The 20,244-nt window shown below is 64.7% G+C and carries 19 protein-coding genes; 6 read left to right on the top strand and 13 right to left on the bottom strand.

Going from position 1 to position 20,244, the window contains the following annotated elements; all coding sequences use genetic code 11:
* Positions 1 to 69 precede the first annotated feature (69 nt).
* Complete coding sequence (locus HNP00_RS05620) at positions 70 to 486, bottom strand: MGMT family protein (protein WP_184736874.1); 417 nt, start codon at positions 484 to 486, stop codon at positions 70 to 72.
* An 88-nt stretch (positions 487 to 574) separates the two neighbouring features.
* Here HNP00_RS05620 and HNP00_RS05615 point away from each other — a divergent pair, with 88 nt between their 5' ends.
* From HNP00_RS05615 to HNP00_RS05605, 4 genes are all read left to right on the top strand, one after another.
* Complete coding sequence (locus tag HNP00_RS05615) at positions 575 to 1,285, top strand: 3'-5' exonuclease (RefSeq protein ID WP_184736873.1); 711 nt, start codon at positions 575 to 577, stop codon at positions 1,283 to 1,285.
* A 343-nt stretch (positions 1,286 to 1,628) separates the two neighbouring features.
* Positions 1,629 to 2,582 carry an ABC transporter substrate-binding protein gene (locus HNP00_RS22910; protein WP_221451238.1) on the top strand — a complete coding sequence of 318 codons (954 nt, stop codon included), beginning with the start codon at positions 1,629 to 1,631 and terminating at the stop codon, positions 2,580 to 2,582.
* A gap of 12 nt (positions 2,583 to 2,594) precedes the next feature.
* Positions 2,595 to 3,368 (top strand): amino acid ABC transporter permease, encoded by a 774-nt coding sequence (locus HNP00_RS22905; protein ID WP_221451237.1) that lies wholly within the window; start codon positions 2,595 to 2,597, stop codon positions 3,366 to 3,368.
* On the top strand, positions 3,365 to 4,102 hold the full coding sequence (locus HNP00_RS05605; RefSeq protein WP_184736871.1) for an amino acid ABC transporter ATP-binding protein: 738 nt from the start codon (positions 3,365 to 3,367) through the stop codon (positions 4,100 to 4,102). The genes HNP00_RS22905 and HNP00_RS05605 overlap by 4 nt, the downstream gene beginning before the upstream one ends.
* 106 nt (positions 4,103 to 4,208) lie before the next feature.
* Here the strand turns inward: HNP00_RS05605 and HNP00_RS05600 are convergent, their stop codons facing one another.
* The 10 genes from HNP00_RS05600 to hemE form a co-directional block, all read right to left on the bottom strand.
* Complete coding sequence (locus HNP00_RS05600) at positions 4,209 to 5,507, bottom strand: glycoside hydrolase family 3 N-terminal domain-containing protein (RefSeq protein ID WP_311770505.1); 1,299 nt, start codon at positions 5,505 to 5,507, stop codon at positions 4,209 to 4,211.
* 66 nt (positions 5,508 to 5,573) lie between these two features.
* A complete protein-coding gene (gene hemL, locus HNP00_RS05595; RefSeq protein WP_184736869.1) occupies positions 5,574 to 6,893 on the bottom strand; it encodes a glutamate-1-semialdehyde 2,1-aminomutase in 1,320 nt (439 codons plus the stop codon).
* Between the two features lie 61 nt (positions 6,894 to 6,954).
* The gene (locus HNP00_RS05590) at positions 6,955 to 8,031 is read right to left on the bottom strand and encodes an LLM class flavin-dependent oxidoreductase (protein WP_184736867.1); all 1,077 of its coding nucleotides are present in this window, start codon (positions 8,029 to 8,031) and stop codon (positions 6,955 to 6,957) included.
* Positions 8,031 to 9,011, bottom strand: a complete 981-nt coding sequence (gene hemB / locus HNP00_RS05585) for a porphobilinogen synthase (protein WP_184736865.1) — start codon at positions 9,009 to 9,011, stop codon at positions 8,031 to 8,033. Before hemB ends, HNP00_RS05590 begins: the two co-directional genes overlap by 1 nt.
* Positions 9,008 to 9,901 carry a uroporphyrinogen-III synthase gene (locus tag HNP00_RS05580; RefSeq protein ID WP_184736863.1) on the bottom strand — a complete coding sequence of 298 codons (894 nt, stop codon included), beginning with the start codon at positions 9,899 to 9,901 and terminating at the stop codon, positions 9,008 to 9,010. The genes hemB and HNP00_RS05580 overlap by 4 nt, the downstream gene beginning before the upstream one ends.
* A gap of 19 nt (positions 9,902 to 9,920) precedes the next feature.
* Positions 9,921 to 10,922 carry a hydroxymethylbilane synthase gene (gene hemC / locus HNP00_RS05575; protein WP_184736861.1) on the bottom strand — a complete coding sequence of 334 codons (1,002 nt, stop codon included), beginning with the start codon at positions 10,920 to 10,922 and terminating at the stop codon, positions 9,921 to 9,923.
* Entirely contained in the window at positions 10,919 to 12,094 is a 1,176-nt protein-coding gene (locus tag HNP00_RS05570; RefSeq protein ID WP_184737416.1) for a ferrochelatase, read from the bottom strand. Before HNP00_RS05570 ends, hemC begins: the two co-directional genes overlap by 4 nt.
* 65 nt (positions 12,095 to 12,159) lie before the next feature.
* Positions 12,160 to 12,861, bottom strand: coding sequence for a hydrogen peroxide-dependent heme synthase (gene hemQ, locus HNP00_RS05565; protein WP_184736859.1), 702 nt, complete (start codon positions 12,859 to 12,861; stop codon positions 12,160 to 12,162).
* A gap of 72 nt (positions 12,862 to 12,933) precedes the next feature.
* On the bottom strand, positions 12,934 to 14,415 hold the full coding sequence (gene hemG, locus HNP00_RS05560) for a protoporphyrinogen oxidase (protein WP_184736857.1): 1,482 nt from the start codon (positions 14,413 to 14,415) through the stop codon (positions 12,934 to 12,936).
* 23 nt (positions 14,416 to 14,438) lie between these two features.
* On the bottom strand, positions 14,439 to 15,578 hold the full coding sequence (gene hemE / locus HNP00_RS05555) for a uroporphyrinogen decarboxylase (protein WP_184736855.1): 1,140 nt from the start codon (positions 15,576 to 15,578) through the stop codon (positions 14,439 to 14,441).
* 148 nt (positions 15,579 to 15,726) lie between these two features.
* Between hemE and HNP00_RS05550 the strand changes: the two genes are divergently transcribed.
* The gene (locus HNP00_RS05550; protein WP_184736853.1) at positions 15,727 to 17,055 is read left to right on the top strand and encodes a glutamyl-tRNA reductase; all 1,329 of its coding nucleotides are present in this window, start codon (positions 15,727 to 15,729) and stop codon (positions 17,053 to 17,055) included.
* A gap of 186 nt (positions 17,056 to 17,241) precedes the next feature.
* Here the strand turns inward: HNP00_RS05550 and HNP00_RS05545 are convergent, their stop codons facing one another.
* Both HNP00_RS05545 and moeB read right to left on the bottom strand, forming a co-directional pair.
* Entirely contained in the window at positions 17,242 to 18,234 is a 993-nt protein-coding gene (locus HNP00_RS05545; protein ID WP_221451236.1) for an SDR family NAD(P)-dependent oxidoreductase, read from the bottom strand.
* A 52-nt stretch (positions 18,235 to 18,286) separates the two neighbouring features.
* A complete protein-coding gene (gene moeB, locus HNP00_RS05540) occupies positions 18,287 to 19,486 on the bottom strand; it encodes a molybdopterin-synthase adenylyltransferase MoeB (protein ID WP_184736851.1) in 1,200 nt (399 codons plus the stop codon).
* 85 nt (positions 19,487 to 19,571) lie between these two features.
* Between moeB and HNP00_RS05535 the strand changes: the two genes are divergently transcribed.
* Complete coding sequence (locus HNP00_RS05535; protein WP_395893786.1) at positions 19,572 to 20,228, top strand: TetR/AcrR family transcriptional regulator; 657 nt, start codon at positions 19,572 to 19,574, stop codon at positions 20,226 to 20,228.
* The last annotated feature ends 16 nt before the right edge of the window (positions 20,229 to 20,244 follow it).

Here is a 20,244-nt window from a genome sequence, read left to right as displayed (position 1 = left end):
ACTGGGACTGCCGCGGTGTTTGCCGTGTTGTCGCTTGCTGTTTTGACGCCTGCGGGGCCGGTGTTGGACTCACACAGTCATTTCATCATCGGGCACCGACAATTTATGGAGCTCACGCTCGAGTTGCTCAGAGATCACATCGATAGAGTCGAAATCCTGATCCGTCGGAGCCCACCGGGCAACGCCCAGATTGACCCTCCAGCGGCCTTCGCCAGTCCGCAGATAGTCTGCGTAAGCGCCGTGCAGGGGCGTTCCCTCGTCCAAGTAGTGGCGCAGCGCTTCCGCTTCGAGGCCCGGCGGAGCCTCACCGCTGGCGCGAAGAACGCGCCACCAGGCCACGGCGCTCCCGTGATGACTCATGACGGATCCGATCTGCCGGGGACCACCGGAGCCCAGAAGCTCGGCAACGTCCCCATAGGACACGGCTACCCCGGGCGGCATGAGATCCACGACGGCCAGCACCGCCGTCACAAACTCCATCCGCATGCCACCAGCGTATCGTCATAGTCCGCCGTATCGCGGCAGAGGGAGTGTCGGTCCGGTTCTTGTCGGAGGGCGCCGGTAGCGTTGAAGCATGAGCTCCTGGAACACCCTCCCCCGCGCCGCGTTTGACCTCGAAACCACGGGACGGAACTCCCGTTCCGCGAGGATCGTCACCGCTTCCGTCACGGTCGTGGATGACAATGGCGGCGTCATCAAAGAGCTTGAATGGTTGGCGGACCCCGGTGTAGAGATCCCCTTGGAAGCCAGCGAGATCCACGGCATCACCACGGAAAAGGCGAAGGCCGAAGGCCGGCCGGCCGCAGAGGTCACGCGTGAGGTTGCGGCCGCACTCCAGGACCTGTTCGACGACGGCGTGCCGGTCATTGCGTTCAACGCCAGCTACGACTTCACGGTCTTGGCCGCCGAATCGGCCCGCTACGGAGTTCCACAACTGACCCGCTTCCCCGTGCTTGACCCCTACGTTATGAACAAGCAGGTTGACCGGTACCGCAAGGGCAAACGGACCCTGACCGCGTTGTGCGAGGAGTACGGCGTGAACCTGGACAACGCCCATACCTCCGCCGCAGATGCCCTTGCCACCCTGCGCGTCCTTGACGCGATGGCCGGAAAGTTCCCCAAGCTGCAGATGCCCGCTTCCAAGCTGCACCACCTCCAGGTTGATTGGGCCGCCGCCCAAGCAGCCGATTTCCAGACCTACTTGCGCCGAACCAAACCAACGGCTGTCATTGAAGGCAACTGGCCGGTGCTTCCCCCGGAAGACGCCAGCCGCGGAGACTTCTAGGGGCTTCAGGGTCCACGGACTGGACGCTTCTCCAGCGTCCGCATGATGGGATGCACGTCACATTGCCCTTCGCTGCCTGAATGCCAGCTGGACGTCAGTCACGGATTCCCCTTTGATACCCAGAGACACGGCACTTCAGGGGTAATTCCCAATCATTGGTGAATTTAATTCGGAGTTTCTCAGAATCACGCACCATATCGTCGTCAATTCATCCTCGAATACGCGGATGACATAATTAAGTTTGGCGGGTCGAGTTCTGATATTGCGGCCCAAACCTGCTTAGGCTGCGTTCCCCGCCCGTCTCGATACGAACGCGTGTTCCCCGATGAAAGTGATTTGCTTGATGAAAATCAAAGCCCTGAAGTGGTTCTCTGCTGTCCCTGTGGCTGCAGTCCTCGCCGTCTCGCTCGCCGCCTGCGGTGGTGGAGCGGGCAGTACCAGCAGCGCCTCGCCAACCGATGCCCTTGCCGGCAGCGACCAGAAGACGCTGGACAAATACACCACCAAGGACGTCACTCCGCTGGACAAGATCGACAAGTCCAAGCTGGGCCTCCTCACCGACGGCACCCTGCGCGTCGGCACTCTCTCGGACGCCCCGCCGAACATCTTCATTGACCCCTCGGGCAAGTTCACCGGCTACGACAACGAGCTCCTGCGCGCCGTTGGCGCCAAGCTTGGCCTCAAGGTCGAGTTCGCCTCCACTGACTTCTCCGCGCTGCTCTCCCAGGTCAAGAACAAGCAGTTCGACGTCGGATCCTCCTCGATCTCCACCACGGACAAGCGCCGCGAAACGGTCGGCTTCACCAATGGCTACGACTTCGGTTACATGGCAGTCGTCACCAAGACCAACTCGCAGGTCAAGGGCTTCGCGGACCTCAAGTCCGGCGTCCGTATCGGCGTTGTCCAGGGAACGGTCCAGGACGACTACGTCACCAACACGCTCAAGCTTGAGCCTGTCCGCTTCCCGGACTACAACACGGTTTACGCCAACGTGAAGAGCGGCCAGGTTGACGCCTGGGTCGCCCCGTCGCAGCAGGCTACCGGCCAGGTCAAGGACGGCGACAACACGAAGATCGCCGAAAAGGTCGTCAACACCCAGAACTTCACTGCCTGGGCCGTGAACAAGGACAACCAGCCCCTGATCGACGCCCTCAACTCCGGCCTTGATGCCGTGATCGCGGACGGTACGTGGACCAAGCTGACGGCCGAGTGGTACAAGGACCGCCCGACCACGGCGGAGCAGACCCCGCAGGGCTGGAAGCCGGGCAGCAAGGCCGTCCAGATCCCCGCCAAGTAACCCAGGCGTTCCATGGATCTCCAGGAAATCCTCAAACAACTCGGCGAGACCTTCCTTGATTGGAAGGCGATAGGCGAAGTCCTTCCCAAGATGTTCGCCGTCGGGCTGCCGAACACGCTCGTTTTGGCCGTCACGTCCGGTGTCATCGGTACGGTGCTCGGTATGCTGCTCGCCCTCATGGGGATCTCCCGGAACCCGGTGGCTCGGTGGATCGCCCGCGTGTACACCGATATCCTGCGTGGCCTCCCTCCGGTCCTCACCATTCTGGTGATCGGCCTTGGTTTCGGACCGATCATCCGTCAGTTGTCCGGTTCCACGAGCCCGTATCCGATGGCTATCGCGGCGCTGTCCCTGATGTCAGGCGCCTACATCGGTGAGATCTTCCGCTCCGGCATCCAGAGCGTGGACAAGGGGCAACTCGAGGCCACGCGCGCCCTGGGGTTCGGCTACGGCCCTGCCATGCGGCTCGTGGTGGTCCCCCAGGGTGTTCGGCGGGTTCTGCCTGCGCTGGTGAACCAGTTCATCGCCCTCATCAAGGAATCGTCTTTGGTCTTCCTCCTGGGCCTCGTAGCCACGGAGCGCGAGATCTTCCAAATCGGCAAAGACGCGGCGTCCACCAGTGGAAACTTGTCGCCATACGTGGCGGCGGCGATCTTCTACCTCGCGCTGACCATTCCGTTGACGCACTTCGTGAACTGGATTGACCGCCGCCTACGCTCCGGACGCCCAGAGAAGAAAGAACCGGACGAGGCTGCCGCCGTCGTCGGAAAGGGAGCCCAGGCATGAGCGAGTTCGTTTCCGGAACGCTGACGGCAAAGAACATCCACTTGTCGTTTGGGTCCAACCGTGTCCTGCGCGGGATCGACCTGCACGTCGAGAAGGGCACCACGGCTTCCGTGATCGGCCCTTCCGGCTCGGGCAAGTCCACGCTTCTGCGGGTCATGAACCGGCTGATCGAACCCGAGCAGGGCGACATCTTGCTCGATGGCCGTTCGGTGCTCAAGGACAATCCAGATGAATTGCGCCGGCGGATCGGCATGGTCTTCCAGCAGTTCAACCTGTTCCCCCACAAGACCGTGGCGGAAAATATCACGCTGGCTCTGCGGAAGCTGCGCCGTATGTCCAAGGAGCGGGCCCGTGAGGAGGCTCTGGCACAGCTGGACCTCGTCGGACTCAAGCACAAAGCCGATGCCCGGCCCGCCAACCTCTCCGGTGGACAGCAACAGCGTGTAGCCATTGCCCGCGCACTGGCCATGAAGCCCGAGGTCATGTTCTTCGACGAGGCAACCTCGGCCTTGGACCCTGAGCTGGTCAAGGGCGTGCTCGCGCTCATGACCGATCTGGCCAAGGGTGGCATGACCATGGTGGTGGTAACCCACGAGATGGGCTTCTCGAGGAACGTGTCGGACACCGTGACGTTCATGGATGCGGGCGTCGTCGTGGAGACAGGATCGCCCGAACAGCTCTTCACCGAGCCGCGGACCGATCGCCTGAAGGGCTTCCTTTCGGACGTGCTCTAGGCTGAGCAACGAGAATCCCCGGCTCCCGGACCAAACACCCACCTATGCGGTGGTGAATCGCCCGGAAGCCGGGGATTTTTCGCGTCCGGCCTACCCCGCGTCCGGCCTACCCCGCCTTGACCGTGAGAACAGTCAGAGCCGCGGCATCCACCGCTTTGCGGAATTCAAGATCGGCCTTCGCCCGCTGCAACACCTGGTTGTACATGACCAGAACGGATGCAGTATCCGCGCACAAAACCATGGTGCCGCCCGCACCGATGAAATTCGTGGCCCTGTCCCCCACGCGCCATGGCGACAGTTGTACGGCATTGCACAGGTCGTCGGACACGATGATTCCGGTGAACCCTGCATCGGCCCGCAACATGGTGCGCATGATAACGGGTGAGAAGGGTGCTACATGGTTGGGATCAATCTTGTCGTAATACGCGTTCGAAATCATGACCCATCGGAGTCCGCCGTCGATCGCAGCCTTGAACGGCATCAGGTAAGGATCCGTCCGGGTTGTTTCGGAGTCGCGGACATTGGCGCTAACGTCGGTATTCAAGCTGACGCGTCCCATGCCGGGGAAGTGCTTGACCACCGGTGCCACCCCCGCGTCCCGCAGCCCGGCCGCCATTGCGTTCCCATGCTCGGACACCGCGGCCGCAGAGAAGCCGTACTCGCGCTGGAACGCACCAATAGGCTTGTTCGAGGAAGCAAAATCAGGGTTGGGAACCGTGTCCAGTACGGGCGCCAGGTCAACATTCACCCCGGCCTGCAGGAGCTCCGATCCCCACTCCCGGGCGTCGGCGCGCAGCTGTTCCGGGCTCGAATTGCCCTGCTCCAAGGCCGCTGGAATGGGCAGGAAACCGGGCCCCCTGAGGACTTGGACGGAGCCGCCTTCCTGGTCGGTCGCGACGAACAGCGGCAAGCCGCGGGTTGAGGCAGGCGAGACGGCAGTCTTCAGTTTTGCCACGATCGACGCCGTCGCCACGACGCCTGCTTGGCTGCGTCCGGCCAGGTAGATGTTGCCCACGTGGTTGTTCAGGAGATCAGCCACGGTGCTGGCATCGCTTCCGTCGGCCTTGGCTGCCACCATGAAGAGCTGCCCTACCCTCTGTTCCAAGGTCAAGGCCGCGAGCCGTTGTTCCGGCGTCGGGTGAGGAGCGGGCGGCGGCTCAGTGTGCGAAACAGAAGCAGACGGCGACCCCTCAGCCGGTGGGTTGGAAAACTCGGGTGGCGGAGCCGCCTGCGGAGCACCCCGCTCTTGGGCCGGGACGCCGCCCGCCAACAAGCCGCGGTCGGCACTGTCAGAGCGCGCAACGCCTACAAACACCCCTGTCACCAGGGCCAAGAGAATGAGCAGAGAAATTCTGGACGGCTTGAGCAGATGAATCATCGCCTTGTCGATTCGATCGTTGCCCACAGCCTGCTCCCGGCCCGGCGGTGCGTGCAAGGAGCAGGCTGCAAAACGTCGGAAAAGCGCTGTTTGTCAGGCAGTCGCCTCCGCGGCAGCCTTGGCTGCGGCCGGAAGTGCGTCGAAGATCCGGTTCATGGCGGCGTCGTCGTGGGCAGCGGACAGGAACCACGCTTCGAAGACCGACGGCGGCAGGTAGACACCGGAGTCGAGCATGGAGTGGAAGAACGGCGCATAACGGAAGACGTCCTGGGCCTGCGCGTCTGCGTAGTTGTGCACGCCGTTGGCCGACGTACCGAAGGCCACCGAGAAGAGGTTCCCTGCGCGCTGGATCGAGTGGTCCACGCCGGCGGTGTCCAGTGCCGATGAAAGTGCCGCGGAGAGTTCGAGCGAACGGGCATCCACGAAGCTGTAGACCTCGGGCGTTGCGAGCGTCAGGGTGGCGACACCGGCGGCCATCGCTACAGGGTTCCCGGACAAGGTGCCCGCCTGGTAGACCGGGCCAAGGGGCGCAAGGTAGTCCATGACGTCGGCACGCCCGCCGAGCGCCGCCGTCGGCATACCACCACCGATAACCTTGCCGAAGGTCAGCAGGTCCGGCATCCAGCCTTCCTGACGGCCGGTGAGGCCCCAGTAGCCCGCGTAGCCGGTGCGGAAGCCGGTGAGGACCTCGTCGAGGATCAACAGCGCGCCGTGCTCGCGGGTGATCCGGGACAGCCCTGCGTTGAAGCCCTCGTTCGGCGTGACGACACCCATGTTGGCGGGAGCAGCTTCCGTGATGACAGCCGCGATGTTGTTGCCGTGCGCAGCGAAGGCGGCTTCCACCGCGCCGAGGTCGTTGTACGGCAGGACGAGGGTTTCAGCAGCGGCAGCTTCAGTGACACCGGCTGAACCGGGCAACGCCATGGTCGCGAGGCCTGAGCCGGCCGCGGCGAGCAGTCCATCGAGGTGGCCGTGGTAGCAGCCGGCGAACTTCACGATCAGGTTGCGGCCAGTGAATCCGCGGGCCAAGCGTACGGCGGTCATGGTGGCCTCAGTACCCGTGGACACCATGCGGATGCGTTCCACAGCGGAGACGCGTTCCTTGACGATCGCGGCGAGGTTTGCTTCATCCGGCGTCGACGCGCCAAAGGACAAACCGCGGTCGACGGCGGCGTGGACGGCGTCGAGGACGGCCGGGTGCGCGTGGCCCAGGAGTGCCGGACCCCAGGAGCAGACGAGGTCGACGTACTCGCGACCATCCGCATCGGTCAGGTACGGTCCCTTCGCGGAAACCATGAACTTCGGAGTGCCGCCAACTGAGCCGAAGGCGCGCACCGGGGAGTTGACGCCGCCGGGCATCAGGGAACGGGCGCGGTCGAACAGCTGGTCGGAGACAGGGGTGTGTGAAGTCATGGTGTCCATTCTTTCAGGAATTCGGAGCAGTCCAGGCACCGGCTGGGCGGTTCAGGCGCGCTCAGGCGTCGGCAAGCAGTTCGGCCACCAGTGGGGCCACCAAGGTGCCGAAGAGTTCGATGGAACGCATCATGGATTCGTGGGGCAGTGTTCCGTTGCTGTATTTGAGGTCGAAACGGTCCACGCCAAGATGCTGCTTCAACAGCAGGATTTTCCGCGCGACGGTTTCCGGGGAACCGACGTAGAGCGCGCCTTCGGGACCGCACATGGCGTCGAATTCGCCTCTGCTGGCCGGGCCCCAGCCGCGTTCGGCTCCGATGCGGTTGCGCTGGGCCAACCAGTGCGGGAACAGTTCCTCGCGGGCCTGCTCGTCCGTGGGAGCGACATGGCCGGGTGAGTGCGTGGCGATCTGCTGCATGGTGTGCCCGTATTTCCCCATTGCCTCGCGGTACAGATTCACCAGCGGGGCAAAGCGGCGCGATTCCCCGCCGATGATGGCGAAGATGATCGGATAGCCGTATTGGGCGCAGCGCAACACCGACTCAGGGGTACCGCCCACACCAATCCATGTTGGCAGCAAGTGGTGTTCCAGCGGTGGAAAGACGCTCATTCCGTTCACGTTCGGCCGGGTGCGGCCCTCCCAGTGCACGGGCTTTTGCTCCCGGACCTTGTCGAACAGTTCGAGCTTTTCCTCGAACAAGACTTCGTAGTCCGCCAAATCCAGGCCAAACAGGGGGAACGATTCCACAAAGGAACCCCTGCCCAGCATCACTTCCGCCCGACCGTTGGAGAGCGCGTCAACGGTAGAGAACCGTTGGAAGACCCGGATGGGGTCGTCGGAGCTGAGCACCGTCACGGCCGAGCCGAGCCTGATCCGTGACGTCCTCGCAGCTGCGGCCGCAAGGAACACTTCGGGTGCCGAGACAGCGAAGTCACGGCGGTGGTGCTCCCCCACACCAAAGGCATGAAGCCCGACGGCGTCCGCCAGTTCCGCTTCCGCCAGCAGCTCCCGCAAAACCTGGGCGTGCGGTTTCGGATTGCCGTCGCCGTCCACCCCGGCGTCACCGAAAGTGTTCAACCCGAGGAGGATCTCCGTGGCACCCACCGGCGCTGTGGGAGTGGACGAGGTTTCGGTCATCAGGACTCCTTGAGCCAGCCAGCAAGCTCGGACGCCCAGTACGTCAGCACCATGTCGGCGCCGGCCCGTTTGATGCCGAGCACGGATTCTATAATGGCACCGCGGCGGTCGATCCAGCCGTTCGCGGCAGCCGCTTCGATCATGGCGTATTCACCGGAGATTTGGTAGGCCGCCACGGGAACGGGGCTCATGGCGGCGACGTCGGCCAGGACGTCGAGGTAGCTCATGGCAGGCTTGACCATCACCATGTCAGCGCCCTCTTCGAGATCGAGTTCCACCTCGAGGATGGCTTCCCGGCGATTGGCCGCATCCATCTGGTAGGTGCGGCGGTCGCCCTTGAGCTGTGAATCCACGGCCTCGCGGAACGGACCATAAAACGCGGAGGCATACTTCGCCGCGTAGGCAAGGACCGCAGTGTTTTGGTGTCCGGCTGCTTCCAGGGCCTGCCGAATGACGGCGACCTGGCCATCCATCATGCCGGACGGCCCCAGGACGTGGGCTCCGGCGTCGGCTTGCGCCACGGCCATCTGTGCGTAGATTTCCAGGGTGGCATCGTTGTCCACATAGCCGTTGGCGTCAAGGACCCCGCAATGGCCGTGGTCCGTGAATTCGTCCAGGCACACGTCGCCCATGACCACCAGGTCATCGCCCACTTCTGCGCGGACGTCGCGGATGGCCTTGTTCAGCACGCCGTCAGGATCCAGGGAGGCTGTGCCGCGGGCATCGCGGACTGCGGGGACACCGAAAAGCATGATGCCGCTGACACCGAGTTCCACGGCTTCGGCTGCGGCTCGCTTCAGCGAGTCTGTGGTGTGCTGCACGACGCCGGGCATGGAAGTGATCGGAGCCGGCTCGCTGAGTCCTTCGCGAATAAAGGCCGGCAAGATGAGGTCTGCGGGCGCCAGCCGGTGTTCTGCGGTCATCCGGCGCATGGCGGGGGTGGTGCGGAGCCGGCGGGGCCGGTGGTTTGGAAAGCTCAACTTTCGTTCCCTTCGGTTGCGAATACGGTACGTAGGGCGGCCACGATGCCGGCGGGTGTGGGTTCCTTGGCGATTGCCGCAACCGGGAGGCCGAGAGCGGCAGCCTCTGCCGCCGTCGAGCGCCCGATCGCAATGAAGCGGCAATCCCGCAGCGGCCCCAGCGAGGCATGGATGCGGCGTGCCGCACTGGGTGAAGCGGCGACGACGGCGTGGAGCCGGCCGCTGGAAAGTTCGGCCTTGGCGGCTTCGGGGGTGACCTCCGGCGCCCCGGATCCCGCCCCCGTCTGCCAGCCGTTCGCCGCCACCAACGCAGCTATGAGTCGGAGCTCGGGGGCCGCCGGGTAGTCCACAGTGCGGTAAGCCGTCACTGCTTGGACCACGGCTCCCTTGGCTTCGATCCCCGCCGCCAACACGGCATCGGCGATGTCCGCTTGGGGCAGCAGCACACTGGCAGGGCCTGTGGGCCAAAGAGAGACGAGTCCCGCCGCGGACTGGACGTCTTCCGGCGCAAGGTCCACAGGAACACCCTCCGATTCAAGGACCCTTCGGCTCGATGGCCCAATCGTCGCAACCCTGACGGAGTCCGGAATCAGTTCCCTCAGCTCCAAGCGACGCTCGGCTGCTTTTTCTTTCAGGGCGCGCACCGTGGTGATGCTGCTGACCACCAGCCAGCCGTATGCACCTGCGCGGAGGGCGTCCAAGGCGACCTCGAGGGAATGCTGGTCGCTGGCACGCTCAAAGTCGATCAAGGGCAACAGGAGCGGCTCCGCGCCGGCTTCGCGCAGGGCACTGACGAGCGGGGCGGCACGGTCCGGGCTGCGCGTCACAAGAACGCGGGCCCCTTCAAGGGCCCGGGTCTCCCCCGACTTCACCGCACTGTGCCGTCCCATGGTCTCCTGTTGGCTCCGGTTATCGGGAAGCGGCAAGATCTGTGATGTCCGCGGCGCCCGCAGCAAGCAAGAGCTCGGCGACTTCGATGCCCAACAACGTGGCGCCCACCTCAGTGAGCCCATCCGTGGCCTTCTTCTCGCGTACGGTCTTGCTCCCATCCACGGCGCAGACAACGGCTTCCAGGTACAGCATGCTGCCCTTGCGGTAGGCGTAGGCTCCCACGGGAGCAGCACAACCGGCCTCAAGGCGGGCCAACACGGCGCGCTCCGCAGTGACCGCCAGCCGGGTGTCCTCATCGTTCAATGCGGCAAGGGCCTGAGCCAGGGCCTCCTGGGAACCGTCGGCGGAGCCAGGGTGGCCAGGAGCATCCGCCGTGCGGCACTCGATCGCGAGCGAGCCCTGCCCCGGCGCGGGAAGCATGACGTCGGTTTCGAAGAACTCGGTCACGACGTCGAGCCTGCCGATCCGTTCCAGTCCCGCCGCGGCGAGGACGACGGCGTCGAGGTCGCCGCTCTTTCCGGGAACCAGCGCGGTTTCCGCGTTTCCGGCGAGCCCCGGAACGCGGCCCAGCCGCGTGTCCACGTTGCCGCGGATGTCCACGACGTCGAGATCCGGGCGGGCGGCGCGCAACTGCGCGGCGCGGCGTGGCGATCCGGTGCCGACCTTCGCCCCCGCCGGAAGATCCGCGAGCTTGAGCCCGTCACGGGCGCACAAGACGTCCCGGACGTCGACGCGTTTGGGCGTGGCGGCGATGGTGAGTCCCGGTGCCGCACCTGTCGGGAGATCCTTCAGGGAGTGCACAGCGACATCGCACGCGTTCTCCAAGAGCGCATCCCGAAGGGCTGCGACGAACACACCAGTGCCGCCCATCTGGGACAGGGAACCCGTCCGGACATCGCCTTCAGTCTTGATGCGCACCAATTCCACGGGAAAGCCCCCGACGGCGGCCAGCTGGTCAGCGGCCTGCTGGCTCTGGGTGAGCGCGAGTTTGCTCGCGCGGGTACCGATCCGGACGGTCATTTCGCGCCTTCTCCTACGGGGTAGGCATCATGGCCGGTGCCGACGGTGGTGTCTGCACCCGCAATCGTGGGCTTCTCGCCGCGGAAATTGGCGCAGCAGCCCGGACGGCAAATGTCGTACCACGGCCCCAGACCGGTCATGGCAGGGCGATCGGCGATGTTGTTGGCCACCGTTCGCTCGCAAATCAAGTCCACCAAGCCGGAAACGAACTTGCGGTGCGTTCCCGGGGTGGGAACGCGCGTGGCGGCCAGGCCCAGGTTCTTGCACGTCTCCAAGGCCTCAGTGTCGAGGTCCCACGCCACCTCCATGTGGTCGGACACGAAGCCGAGGGGAACGATCACGACGCCTTTGATCCCCTGCCCGGCCAGTTCCTCGATGGCATCGTTGATGTCCGGCTCGAGCCAGGGAACGTGCGGAGCGCCGGAGCGGGACTGGTACACGAGGGACCACGGCGCGGTGAGGCCCGATTCGGCCTCAACCCGCCGAACCACCTCGGCTCCGGCGGCCAAGTGCTGTGCCACATAAGCCGAGTCCTGCTCGAACTCACGGGGCTCGGCGTCCGAACGCCCGGCGGCTTCGGCGTCACGGGTTGGAATGGAGTGCGTGGCAAACAGGATGTGGACGGGAGCGTCCTGGAGACCAGCCGCGGCCAGTTTCGCCTGTACTTCTGCGAGTCCTTCCGCGGTTCCCTCCACAAAGGGCTCCACGAAGCCGGGGTGGTCGAAGTACTGACGGACTTTGTCTACCTCGAGTTTGCCGTCAAGGCCGGTCTCTGTCAGCGCAATGCCGATGTCCTCGCGGTACTGGCGGCAGCTGGAATAGCAGGAGTAGGCGCTGGTGGTGACCATCAGCAGCTTGCGGTGGCCGGCGTCGTAGGCGTCCTGGAGCGTCTGCGGGATGTAGGGGTCCCAGTTGCGGTTGCCCCACAGCACAGGCAGGCTGATGTCCCGAGCCGCAAGCTCTGCTTCGATGGCAGCTTTCAGGTTTCTGTTTTGCTGGTTGATGGGGCTGATGCCACCAAAAGCGCGGTAGTGATGGGATACCTCTTCAAGGCGCTCATCCGGGATGCCGCGGCCACGGGTCACATTGCGCAGGAAGGGAATGACGTCGTCCTGGCCTTCGGGGCCGCCGAACGAGGCGAGGAGGACGGCGTCGTACTCTTTGGGCGCCATGCGCCCGGCCTCGGTGACGTCATTGACCTCGGTGAGGCTGGCGGGCCCGGTGGCGTGGCGGCCGCTCACGCGAGGACCTCGGCAATCTCCGCGGCGGTGATGCGGCGGCCGGTGTAGAACGGGATTTCTTCACGGACGTGGTTGCGCGCATCGGTGGCCCGCAAGTGGCGCATGAGGTCAACAAGGTCAACAAGTTCAGGTGCTTCCAGGCCGAGAATCCATTCCCAGTCGCCGAGGGCGAAGGAGGACACGGTGTTGGAGATGACCTGCGGGAAGTCGCGGCCCAGCATACCGTGATCGCGAAGCATCTTGCCGCGCTCTTCGGCCGGAAGGATGTACCACTCGTAGGAGCGGACGAACGGGTAGACGCACAGCCACGTGCTGGGCTCGACGCCGCGGGCGTAGGCCGGGACGTGGTTCTTGGCGAATTCGGCTTCGCGGTGGACACCCATGGCGGACCAGACGATCTCAGTGCCGGCGAAAAGCGTGCTACGGCGGATGTCACGGACCGCTTGCTGCAGGGCCTCGGGCTTGGCTCCGTGGAGCCACACCATGATGTCGGCATCGGAGCGCATGGCGGAGACGTCGTAGCTTCCGCGGAGGACCACGCCGTCCTCGGCGAGCTTGGCAGCCAGCTGCTCGAAATCCTGGACAGCATCGGCGCTGCGCAGGACATCGTCCGACCGCTTGAACACGGTCCACAGCGTAAAGAACTGCTCTTCGGATTCGGCAGTTTTAGTGACAGATTCGGCAGAAGTGTGGCTCATGGTACAAGTCTGCCCCGTGGATGCCGCTAAGTCGAAATGCAGCACTTCTACAAGACGTAGAAGTGCTGCATTTCACAATATTGCGTCTATCTGCGCTCGGGTATCGGCAACCACGGCAGCCAGGCCGTTTCCCGCGAGCCAGCCTCCAACAACGGACAGGCCCTCGGCTTCGGCGCAGATGCGGCGCACCTCGCCAACGCGCTGTTTGTGACCGACGGCAGCGAACGGCAGGGCGCCCGCCCAGCGGACAACGTCCCAATCGAGCACGTCTTCGCGGACAATCGGCACGGTCAGCAAGGTCGAGGCATCACGGAGCGCAGCCTCAAACAGAGCATCGTCACTGAGTGCAGCTGCCGATTCAGGGGCGTCCGCCCCCTCTCCCCGCCCGTAGGACAGCCGCAGCACGTGTGTGCCGGGGCCGGCTTCGTCAGCAAGCCAGTCCCATTTCGCCGTGGCATGCGTGAGCGCCTTCGCCTCGATCCCGGTTGTCTGCGGAGCAACAAGGATGCCTGTGCCGCGTGGGCGCCGGTCCAGTTCAGGCACGTCCACTACCAAGGTCACCAGGCTCACCAACGGGCCCGCGGCGGGACGCAGCCCGGACAGCTCCGGAAGTGCCTCCTCCAGTAGCCCGACGGCGGCCGGACCGTCGAGCGCCACCACGAGCCGCCCGGCGTCGTACGTTGTGTCCGCGGCGGAAACTTGCCAGCCGCTTTCAGTGTGGGTGATGGAATCCACCCGGGCACCGGAGATCAGGGTGACGCCTCGAGAGCGCAGCTCCGCGACGAGGGCGGTGATCAGGGTGTTCATCCCGCCTTTCAAGCTGCCGACGGCGGATCCGGCCTTCGCCGCCCCGGTTCCGTTTTGACTTGAAGCAGCCAATCCCAAAGCAGCTTTGCGCTGACTGGCCACTGCAGCGCCAAGCGAACCATGCTGGCGCAACGCTGCGCGGAGGCCGGGGGCCACCATGTCGACGTCGAGCACTCCGGGATCGGCAGAGTGCACTCCGCCCACCACAGGTGCCACAAGCCGTTCGAGCACCCGTTTGCCCATTCGTGACCGGACCAACGCGGAGACACTCGTGACATCAGCCGATGTTCCGACCGATGCGGGCAAGTAGCGGTCAAGGGACGCGCGCAGGGAACCGGCAAGGCCCAAGGATCGGCGAACTTCCGGGTCCCAGGGATTCGAGGGAATTCCCAGCACACCGGTCTTCGGAAGCTCTTGCGGGCCGTCGGGCAACTGCACCCAGGCACCCCCCGGATGCGGCGTGACGATGTTTTCACCGAGCCCAAGCTCACGGGCCAGGTCGGCGACGGCGGTGGACCTGGTGGCGAAGGATTCGGCCCCGCTATCCAGCTCAAGGCCGCCGACGGTGTGGCTTCCCACGCAACCGCCCCACGCGTCACCCGCTTCAAGCACAGTGACGGTGATGCCGGCCTTGGCCAGTCCACGTGCCGCTAGCAGGCCGGACATGCCGCCGCCTACGACGACGGCCAGGCCAGCTGCTGAATCTCCCGGAAGTGCGTGTTCGGGCTGTGTTTGTGCCCCGCGCATACCGGCTACACCCCGCATTCCCGCTACGCAGGAATCGAGTGGATGAGTTCCACTACCCGGGTCAGGACGGCGGGGTCCGTCTCCGGGGGCACACCGTGGCCGAGGTTCAGGACGTGGCCCGGGGCTCCGGAGCCCGCGGCGATCACCTCACGGACATGCGCTTCCAGGACTTCCCACGGCGCGGAGAGGAGCGCGGGGTCAATGTTGCCTTGCAAGGGCACGGTGCCGCCCAGACGTCGGTTTGCCTCGTCCAAGGGGAGTCGGTAGTCCACGCCCACAACGTCCACTCCGACGTCGCGCATGGCGACAAGCAACTCGGACGTTCCGGTGCCGAAGTGGACCAGCGGCGCGCCGAGGTGGCGAACGTGGTCAAGGGCACGGGCCGAGGCGGGGGCGACATATTTGGTGTAGTCGGCCAGTCCGAGGGAGCCGGCCCAGGAGTCGAACAGCTGCCCGGCGGAGGCGCCTGCTTCCAGTTGCGCCCGCAGGAACATTCCGGAAGCATCCGCGGCCCAGTTGGCCAGAGCGGTCCAGGATTCCGGATCGGCGTGCATCATGGTGCGAGGGCCGAGGTGGTCGCGCGACGGCTTGCCTTCCACCATGTACGCTGCGAGAGTGAACGGCGCACCAGCGAAGCCGATCAGCGGTGTGGTGCCAAGCTCCGCCACGGTCAGGCGCACGGCCTCGCGGATCGGCTCGAGTGCTTCCCACGTGAGCTGCGGCAGCGCAGCGACGTCAGCTGCGGTGCGGACGGGCTTGTCCAAGACAGGCCCGACTCCGGGCACGATGTCCACGCCGACTCCCGCCAGCTTGAGCGGAATGACGATGTCGGAAAAGAAGATGGCGGCGTCCACATCGTGGCGGCGGACGGGCTGCAAGGTGATTTCCGAGGCGAGCTCAGGACGCAGGCACGAGTCCAGCATCGCAACGCCTTCACGGACCTTGAGGTATTCCGGCAAGGATCGGCCGGCCTGGCGCATGAACCACACCGGGCGACGGGACGGTTTGCGGCCACGGTAAGCCTGGATCAACGGAGAGTCTGCGGTGCGGCCATCCATGAGCGGGTGGCTTGCGTCAAGGCTTGAGGCGACGGTGCCGGGAGCGCCAGTGGCCGACACAGAGTTGGCCGACACAGAATGAGGCAGTGCAGAACTGGAAGTCATGCCTTCGATTGTGCCGAAGATCCGGCGCAAAAGATAACGACAGCCTGTCCACCGCAATGCGACGTGGTGGGCGTCACTCCAGGCAGTGCGGAGAACCACTGAGGTGCGTTGTTCTACATGGCGCCGAAAAAGCTATGATTGCTTTGCTGTGGTTCTTTTCTCATTGGTGGCTACACACGCCGACATCGACCTCGAAACCGTCGCTCAGTTGAGCAACGGTTCATCTGAGGTTGCCTCGTCCGCTTTGGCCGATTCCCAACTTGTCTCCGGCGCCGTGGTCCTCGCCACCTGCAACCGTTACGAAATCTATGGCGAAACGCCGCATGTCGAGAACCTCGAAGCCGCCCGCTCCGCGCTCGTCACGCAGATCAGTGGCTTGAGCGGGCTCAATGAGCAACTCGTCTCACGCGCCTTCAGCACCCGCACCGGCCCGGAGGTCAGCAGGCACCTCTTTGCCGTGAGCGCCGGACTGGACTCCGCCGTCGTCGGCGAACGCGAAATCGCCGGCCAGGTACGCCGCGCCCTCATCACCGCCCAACATGAAGGAACCGCAAGTTCCGGTCTTGTCCGCTTGTTCCAGGCCGCTTCAAAAACCGCCAAGGACGTCGGCGCGCAAACAGCGCTCGGCTCGCGGGGCTTGTCCATCGTTTCGGTTGCCCTGGACCTCGCCACGGATCTCTCGGAGAACGCCGACTGGAGCACCAAGAAGGTGGTCGTCTTCGGAACCGGTGCTTATGCGGGAGCCACCATGTCACTTCTTCGCGAGCGTGGCTGCACCGATGTGTCGGTCTACTCGTCGTCAGGCCGGGCCGAGGCTTTCGTAGCGACGCGCGGCGGAACCGCGCTCGACGCCGAAACTCTTCCCGCCGCCGTCGCCGCAGCGGACGTCATGATCGGCTGCAGCGGATCGGACACCCGCGTGGAGGCCGCGGAGCTTGCCAAGGTCCGCGCGTTGTCCACGCAAACACTCATCGCGATCGACCTCGCGCTCACGCACGACTTCGACCCCGCGGTGGGCGAGCTCGACGGCGTCGAGCTCCTGACGCTCGAATCCGTGCGGCTGGCAGCACCCCAGGAACAGGCCGAGTCGCTGGCACAAGCGAGCACGATTGTTTCCGGCGCGGCAGCGGCCTTCGAACAAGAGCGGGAAGCCCGCTCTGTTGACTCCGCCATTGTGGCGCTCCGCCGCCACACCATGGGCGTCCTCGACGCCGAGATGGAAAAAGTCCGGGCACGGCACGGCTGCACCGCTGCGGCCGAAGAAGTCGAGTTCGCACTCCGCCGCATGGTGAAGCAGTTGCTCCATATCCCCACTGTCCGTGCGCGAGAGCTTGCCGCCAACGGCCAGCAGGACGAGTACGTGTCCGCACTCGAGGCCTTGTATGGCATCCAGGTGGAGCAGCCTGTTGCCGCCGCTTCAGCAGCTGAATGCCCTGTGGACCACCAGCAGTCGCAACAGCAGGCTGAAAGCGCCTAGCCCAACCACGACGCCGTCCGCCGCCGGCCCCGGGTGGCGTTGTCCACGCTCGAACTCACTCAGAGCATGCGCTCCCCTGATCGCTAAGACTGGACATAACAGGATTATGTCCATCGGCAATCACCGCGAATGGGCATGTCCCTGATAGTGGTTCGAGAATCGTGGTGGTTCGCGAACCGCAGGGTCCTAGGCGAAAGCGTTGACGCCCGTCATTTCCGCGGACACAGCCCACAGCCTTGCCGCGGAATCCGGATCCACTGCGTGCGCGTCGACGCCCTGGTATCGGGCTAGAGGCGAGTCCGGGTCCGTGGGGTTGGCAATATCGCAATCTTCGCAATACACCCCGCCCATGCCCTCCAGGGCCGGTGACGTCGCTGCCCAAGTGGACGTGGCAGCTCCCTGCTCCGGGGTCTTGAAACCCTCCCTGACGTTGCCTTCGGCATCCATCCACCCGGCAGCAACCATCTCTTCCCGTGGCAGGTGGCGCTGCAACTCAGTCATGATGCCGCCGGGATGGACCGCGAAGGCCCGCACCCCGGAGGACCGGCCCAAGCGGTCCAGCTCCACGGCGAACAGCGCGTTGGCCGTCTTTGCCTGGCCGTAGGCCTTCCACTTGTCGTAGCCGCCCTCGAAGTTGATGTCCTCGAAACGGATGGGCGAAAGTTTGTGCCCGGTGGAGGACAAAGACACTACACGGGCCGAACCGGCAGCTGCCAGCGCCGGCCACAACGTGTTGAGAAGCGTGAAGTGGCCCAGGTGATTGGTGGCGAATTGGGATTCCCAGCCTGGCCCTACCCGCTGCTCGGGGCTAGCCATAATGGCCGCGTTGTTGATCAGGATGTCCAGCGTTGGGTTCGATGCCAGGAACCGTGACGCGAAATCCTTCACCGCTGCCTGATCGGCCAGATCCAAAGCCTCCACGGTCACCTGCTCCGGTGCCAGGCCGGCTGCGGCGAGGACTTCCTTGGCGTGTTCGGGACGCCGGGCGGGAACCGTGACCCGGGCTCCCGCAGAGGACAAGGCCCGCACCGTTTCCAAGCCCAGCCCGGAGTAGCCTCCCGTGACAATGGCCGTCTTACCGTGGAGGTCCACCCCCGCGAGCACGTCCGACGCTGTGGACCCGTGGCCGAACCCCGATCCGATGGGGCGCTGCGGTGTCGTCATGGATTCCTCGCTCATGTCAGGACCTTTCGGGTTCATCGGTACTAAGGCTTCACCAGCGCTATCGGGGTCAGTAGACCGGTTTGCCGGGCTCGACGTCGCGCACCCAAGCCATGATCCCGCCGTCGAGATGGCTGACGCGCGTGTAACCGGCACGCTGTGCCGCCGCGAGCACCGCCGCCGAACGGGTGCCGCCCTTGCAATGGAACACGATCTCCTTGTCCTGCGGGAGCTCCGTCCACGCCTCCCCGGCCAGGATGCGTCCCTGCGGGATGAGCACCGAACCGTCGATGCTGACAATCTCGTGTTCACCAATCTCGCGGACGTCCACCAGTTCGAAGTCGCGTTCCCCTGCCCCGCGGGCCGCGAGCATCGCGGAGAGTTCGGTGGCCGTGACTGTCGGGATGGAATCGGTTGCTGGCGCCTGGGTGATGCCGCAAAAGGCCTCGTAGTCGGTCAGTTCGGTGATCGGCTGGGCCTCCGGGTCCTTTGAAACCTTGATCTCGCGCCAGCTGCCGCCGAGTGCGTCAAAGAGCGCCACGCGCCCCAGCATGGAGCGCCCGACGCCGGTGATCAGCTTGACTGCCTCCGTCACCATGAGCGAGCCGACGGCGGCGCACAGCATGCCGAACACGCCGCCTTCGCCACAGGACGGGACAGAGCCGGCAGGAGGTGCCTCGGGGTACAGATCGCGGTAGCTGGGACCGTGCTTCTCCCAGAACACGCTGACCTGGCCGTCGAAGCGGAAGATTGATCCCCAGACGTAGGGTTTGCCGAGAATGGCGGCAGCGTCGTTCACCAAGTAGCGGGTGGCGAAGTTGTCCGCGCCATCGAGGATGAGGTCGTAGCCGGCGAAGAGTTCCAAAGCGTTCGAGGAGTCCAGGCGCATGTCGTGCAGCTGGACGTCGACGAGCGGGTTGAGTTCCTTGATGGCGTCCCGCGCCGATTCAATCTTCGGCCGGCCCACATCACCCACCCCGTGGATGATCTGGCGCTGCAGGTTGCTAAGGTCGACGACGTCGTCGTCCACAATGCCAAGCGTCCCCACCCCGGCCGCGGCCAGGTAAAGCAGGGCGGGTGAGCCCAATCCGCCGGCACCGATCACGAGCACTTTCGCGTTCTTGAGCCGACGCTGACCGGCTGCTCCGATTTCGGGAATAATGAGGTGGCGCGAGTAGCGTTCAACCTCTTCGGGGGTCAGCTCCCCGGCCGGTTCCACGAGGGGCGGCAGGGAGGACGGCAACGTTTGGGCAGCAAAAGTAGTGGCCATACTCCAAAGTATGCCTGCCGCTGCCGCCCGGTCATATTACTGCGCAGTATTGTGGTCATAACTGCAAAGGAAAGGCGGCAGACAAGTGGCTGAGAGTTCACGTATCAAACAGGAGGCACAGGTCAGGCAGGATCGGACCGGTGCGCCGCGCTCGGCGAGGCTGCCACGCGATGAACGCCGGGCCCAACTCCTGAATGCCGCCCTGGAAGTGTTTGTTGCCAACGGCTTCCACGGCGCAGCCATGGACGAAATCGCCGAGACAGCCCACGTCAGCAAGCCGGTACTGTACCAACACTTCCCATCGAAGCGGGAGCTGTACATGGCACTCCTGGACAGCCATCTGGCCATGCTCACGGACCAGATGCTCACGGCACTGAATTCGACCTCGGACAACAAGGAACGCGTCCAGGCCGTCATGCGCGCTTACTATCGCTTCATCGCAAGCGATGACCAGGCGCATCGGCTCGTTTTCGAATCCGACCTCATCAACGATCCGGACGTCAGTTCCCGCCTGGAGACTTTCAACCGCACGTTCGCCGACGCCGTCGCCAAGGTCATTGCCGAAGACACCAAGCTGCCCCCGCTGGAGGCCCAGTTGCTGGGCCGGGGCCTGGCCGGAATGGCGCAGGTCAGCGCCCGCTATTGGCTCGAAACCGATGGCAATCTGGACCTCGATGTGGCCAGCGATTTGATCTACCGTTTAGCTTGGCGCGGAATCAGTCGCTTCCCCAAAGAGTCCTAGGCTACAAATAGAGGAC

The organism is Arthrobacter sp. AZCC_0090 (genome assembly GCF_014207375.1).
Lineage (GTDB): Bacteria > Actinomycetota > Actinomycetes > Actinomycetales > Micrococcaceae > Arthrobacter.
The sequence above is the reverse complement of the archived record's forward strand: the minus strand, read 5'-3'. Positions and strand labels throughout refer to the sequence as shown.

Excerpts from the sequence above, each read along its gene's own strand:
- moeB (WP_184736851.1), bottom strand. The coding sequence starts at position 19,486 with ATGGCCACTACTTTTGCTGCCCAAACGTTGCCGTCCTCCCTGCCGCCC.
- hemQ (WP_184736859.1), bottom strand. The coding sequence starts at position 12,861 with ATGAGCCACACTTCTGCCGAATCTGTCACTAAAACTGCCGAATCCGAA.
- HNP00_RS05605 (WP_184736871.1), top strand. The coding sequence starts at position 3,365 with ATGAGCGAGTTCGTTTCCGGAACGCTGACGGCAAAGAACATCCACTTG.
- HNP00_RS05615 (WP_184736873.1), top strand. The coding sequence starts at position 575 with ATGAGCTCCTGGAACACCCTCCCCCGCGCCGCGTTTGACCTCGAAACC.
- hemG (WP_184736857.1), bottom strand. The coding sequence starts at position 14,415 with ATGCGCGGGGCACAAACACAGCCCGAACACGCACTTCCGGGAGATTCA.
- HNP00_RS05545 (WP_221451236.1), bottom strand. The coding sequence starts at position 18,234 with ATGAGCGAGGAATCCATGACGACACCGCAGCGCCCCATCGGATCGGGG.
- HNP00_RS05620 (WP_184736874.1), bottom strand. The coding sequence starts at position 486 with ATGCGGATGGAGTTTGTGACGGCGGTGCTGGCCGTCGTGGATCTCATG.
- HNP00_RS22905 (WP_221451237.1), top strand. The coding sequence starts at position 2,595 with ATGGATCTCCAGGAAATCCTCAAACAACTCGGCGAGACCTTCCTTGAT.
- HNP00_RS22910 (WP_221451238.1), top strand. The coding sequence starts at position 1,629 with ATGAAAATCAAAGCCCTGAAGTGGTTCTCTGCTGTCCCTGTGGCTGCA.
- hemL (WP_184736869.1), bottom strand. The coding sequence starts at position 6,893 with ATGACTTCACACACCCCTGTCTCCGACCAGCTGTTCGACCGCGCCCGT.
- HNP00_RS05580 (WP_184736863.1), bottom strand. The coding sequence starts at position 9,901 with ATGGGACGGCACAGTGCGGTGAAGTCGGGGGAGACCCGGGCCCTTGAA.
- HNP00_RS05570 (WP_184737416.1), bottom strand. The coding sequence starts at position 12,094 with ATGGCGCCCAAAGAGTACGACGCCGTCCTCCTCGCCTCGTTCGGCGGC.
- hemC (WP_184736861.1), bottom strand. The coding sequence starts at position 10,922 with ATGACCGTCCGGATCGGTACCCGCGCGAGCAAACTCGCGCTCACCCAG.
- hemE (WP_184736855.1), bottom strand. The coding sequence starts at position 15,578 with ATGACTTCCAGTTCTGCACTGCCTCATTCTGTGTCGGCCAACTCTGTG.
- HNP00_RS05590 (WP_184736867.1), bottom strand. The coding sequence starts at position 8,031 with ATGACCGAAACCTCGTCCACTCCCACAGCGCCGGTGGGTGCCACGGAG.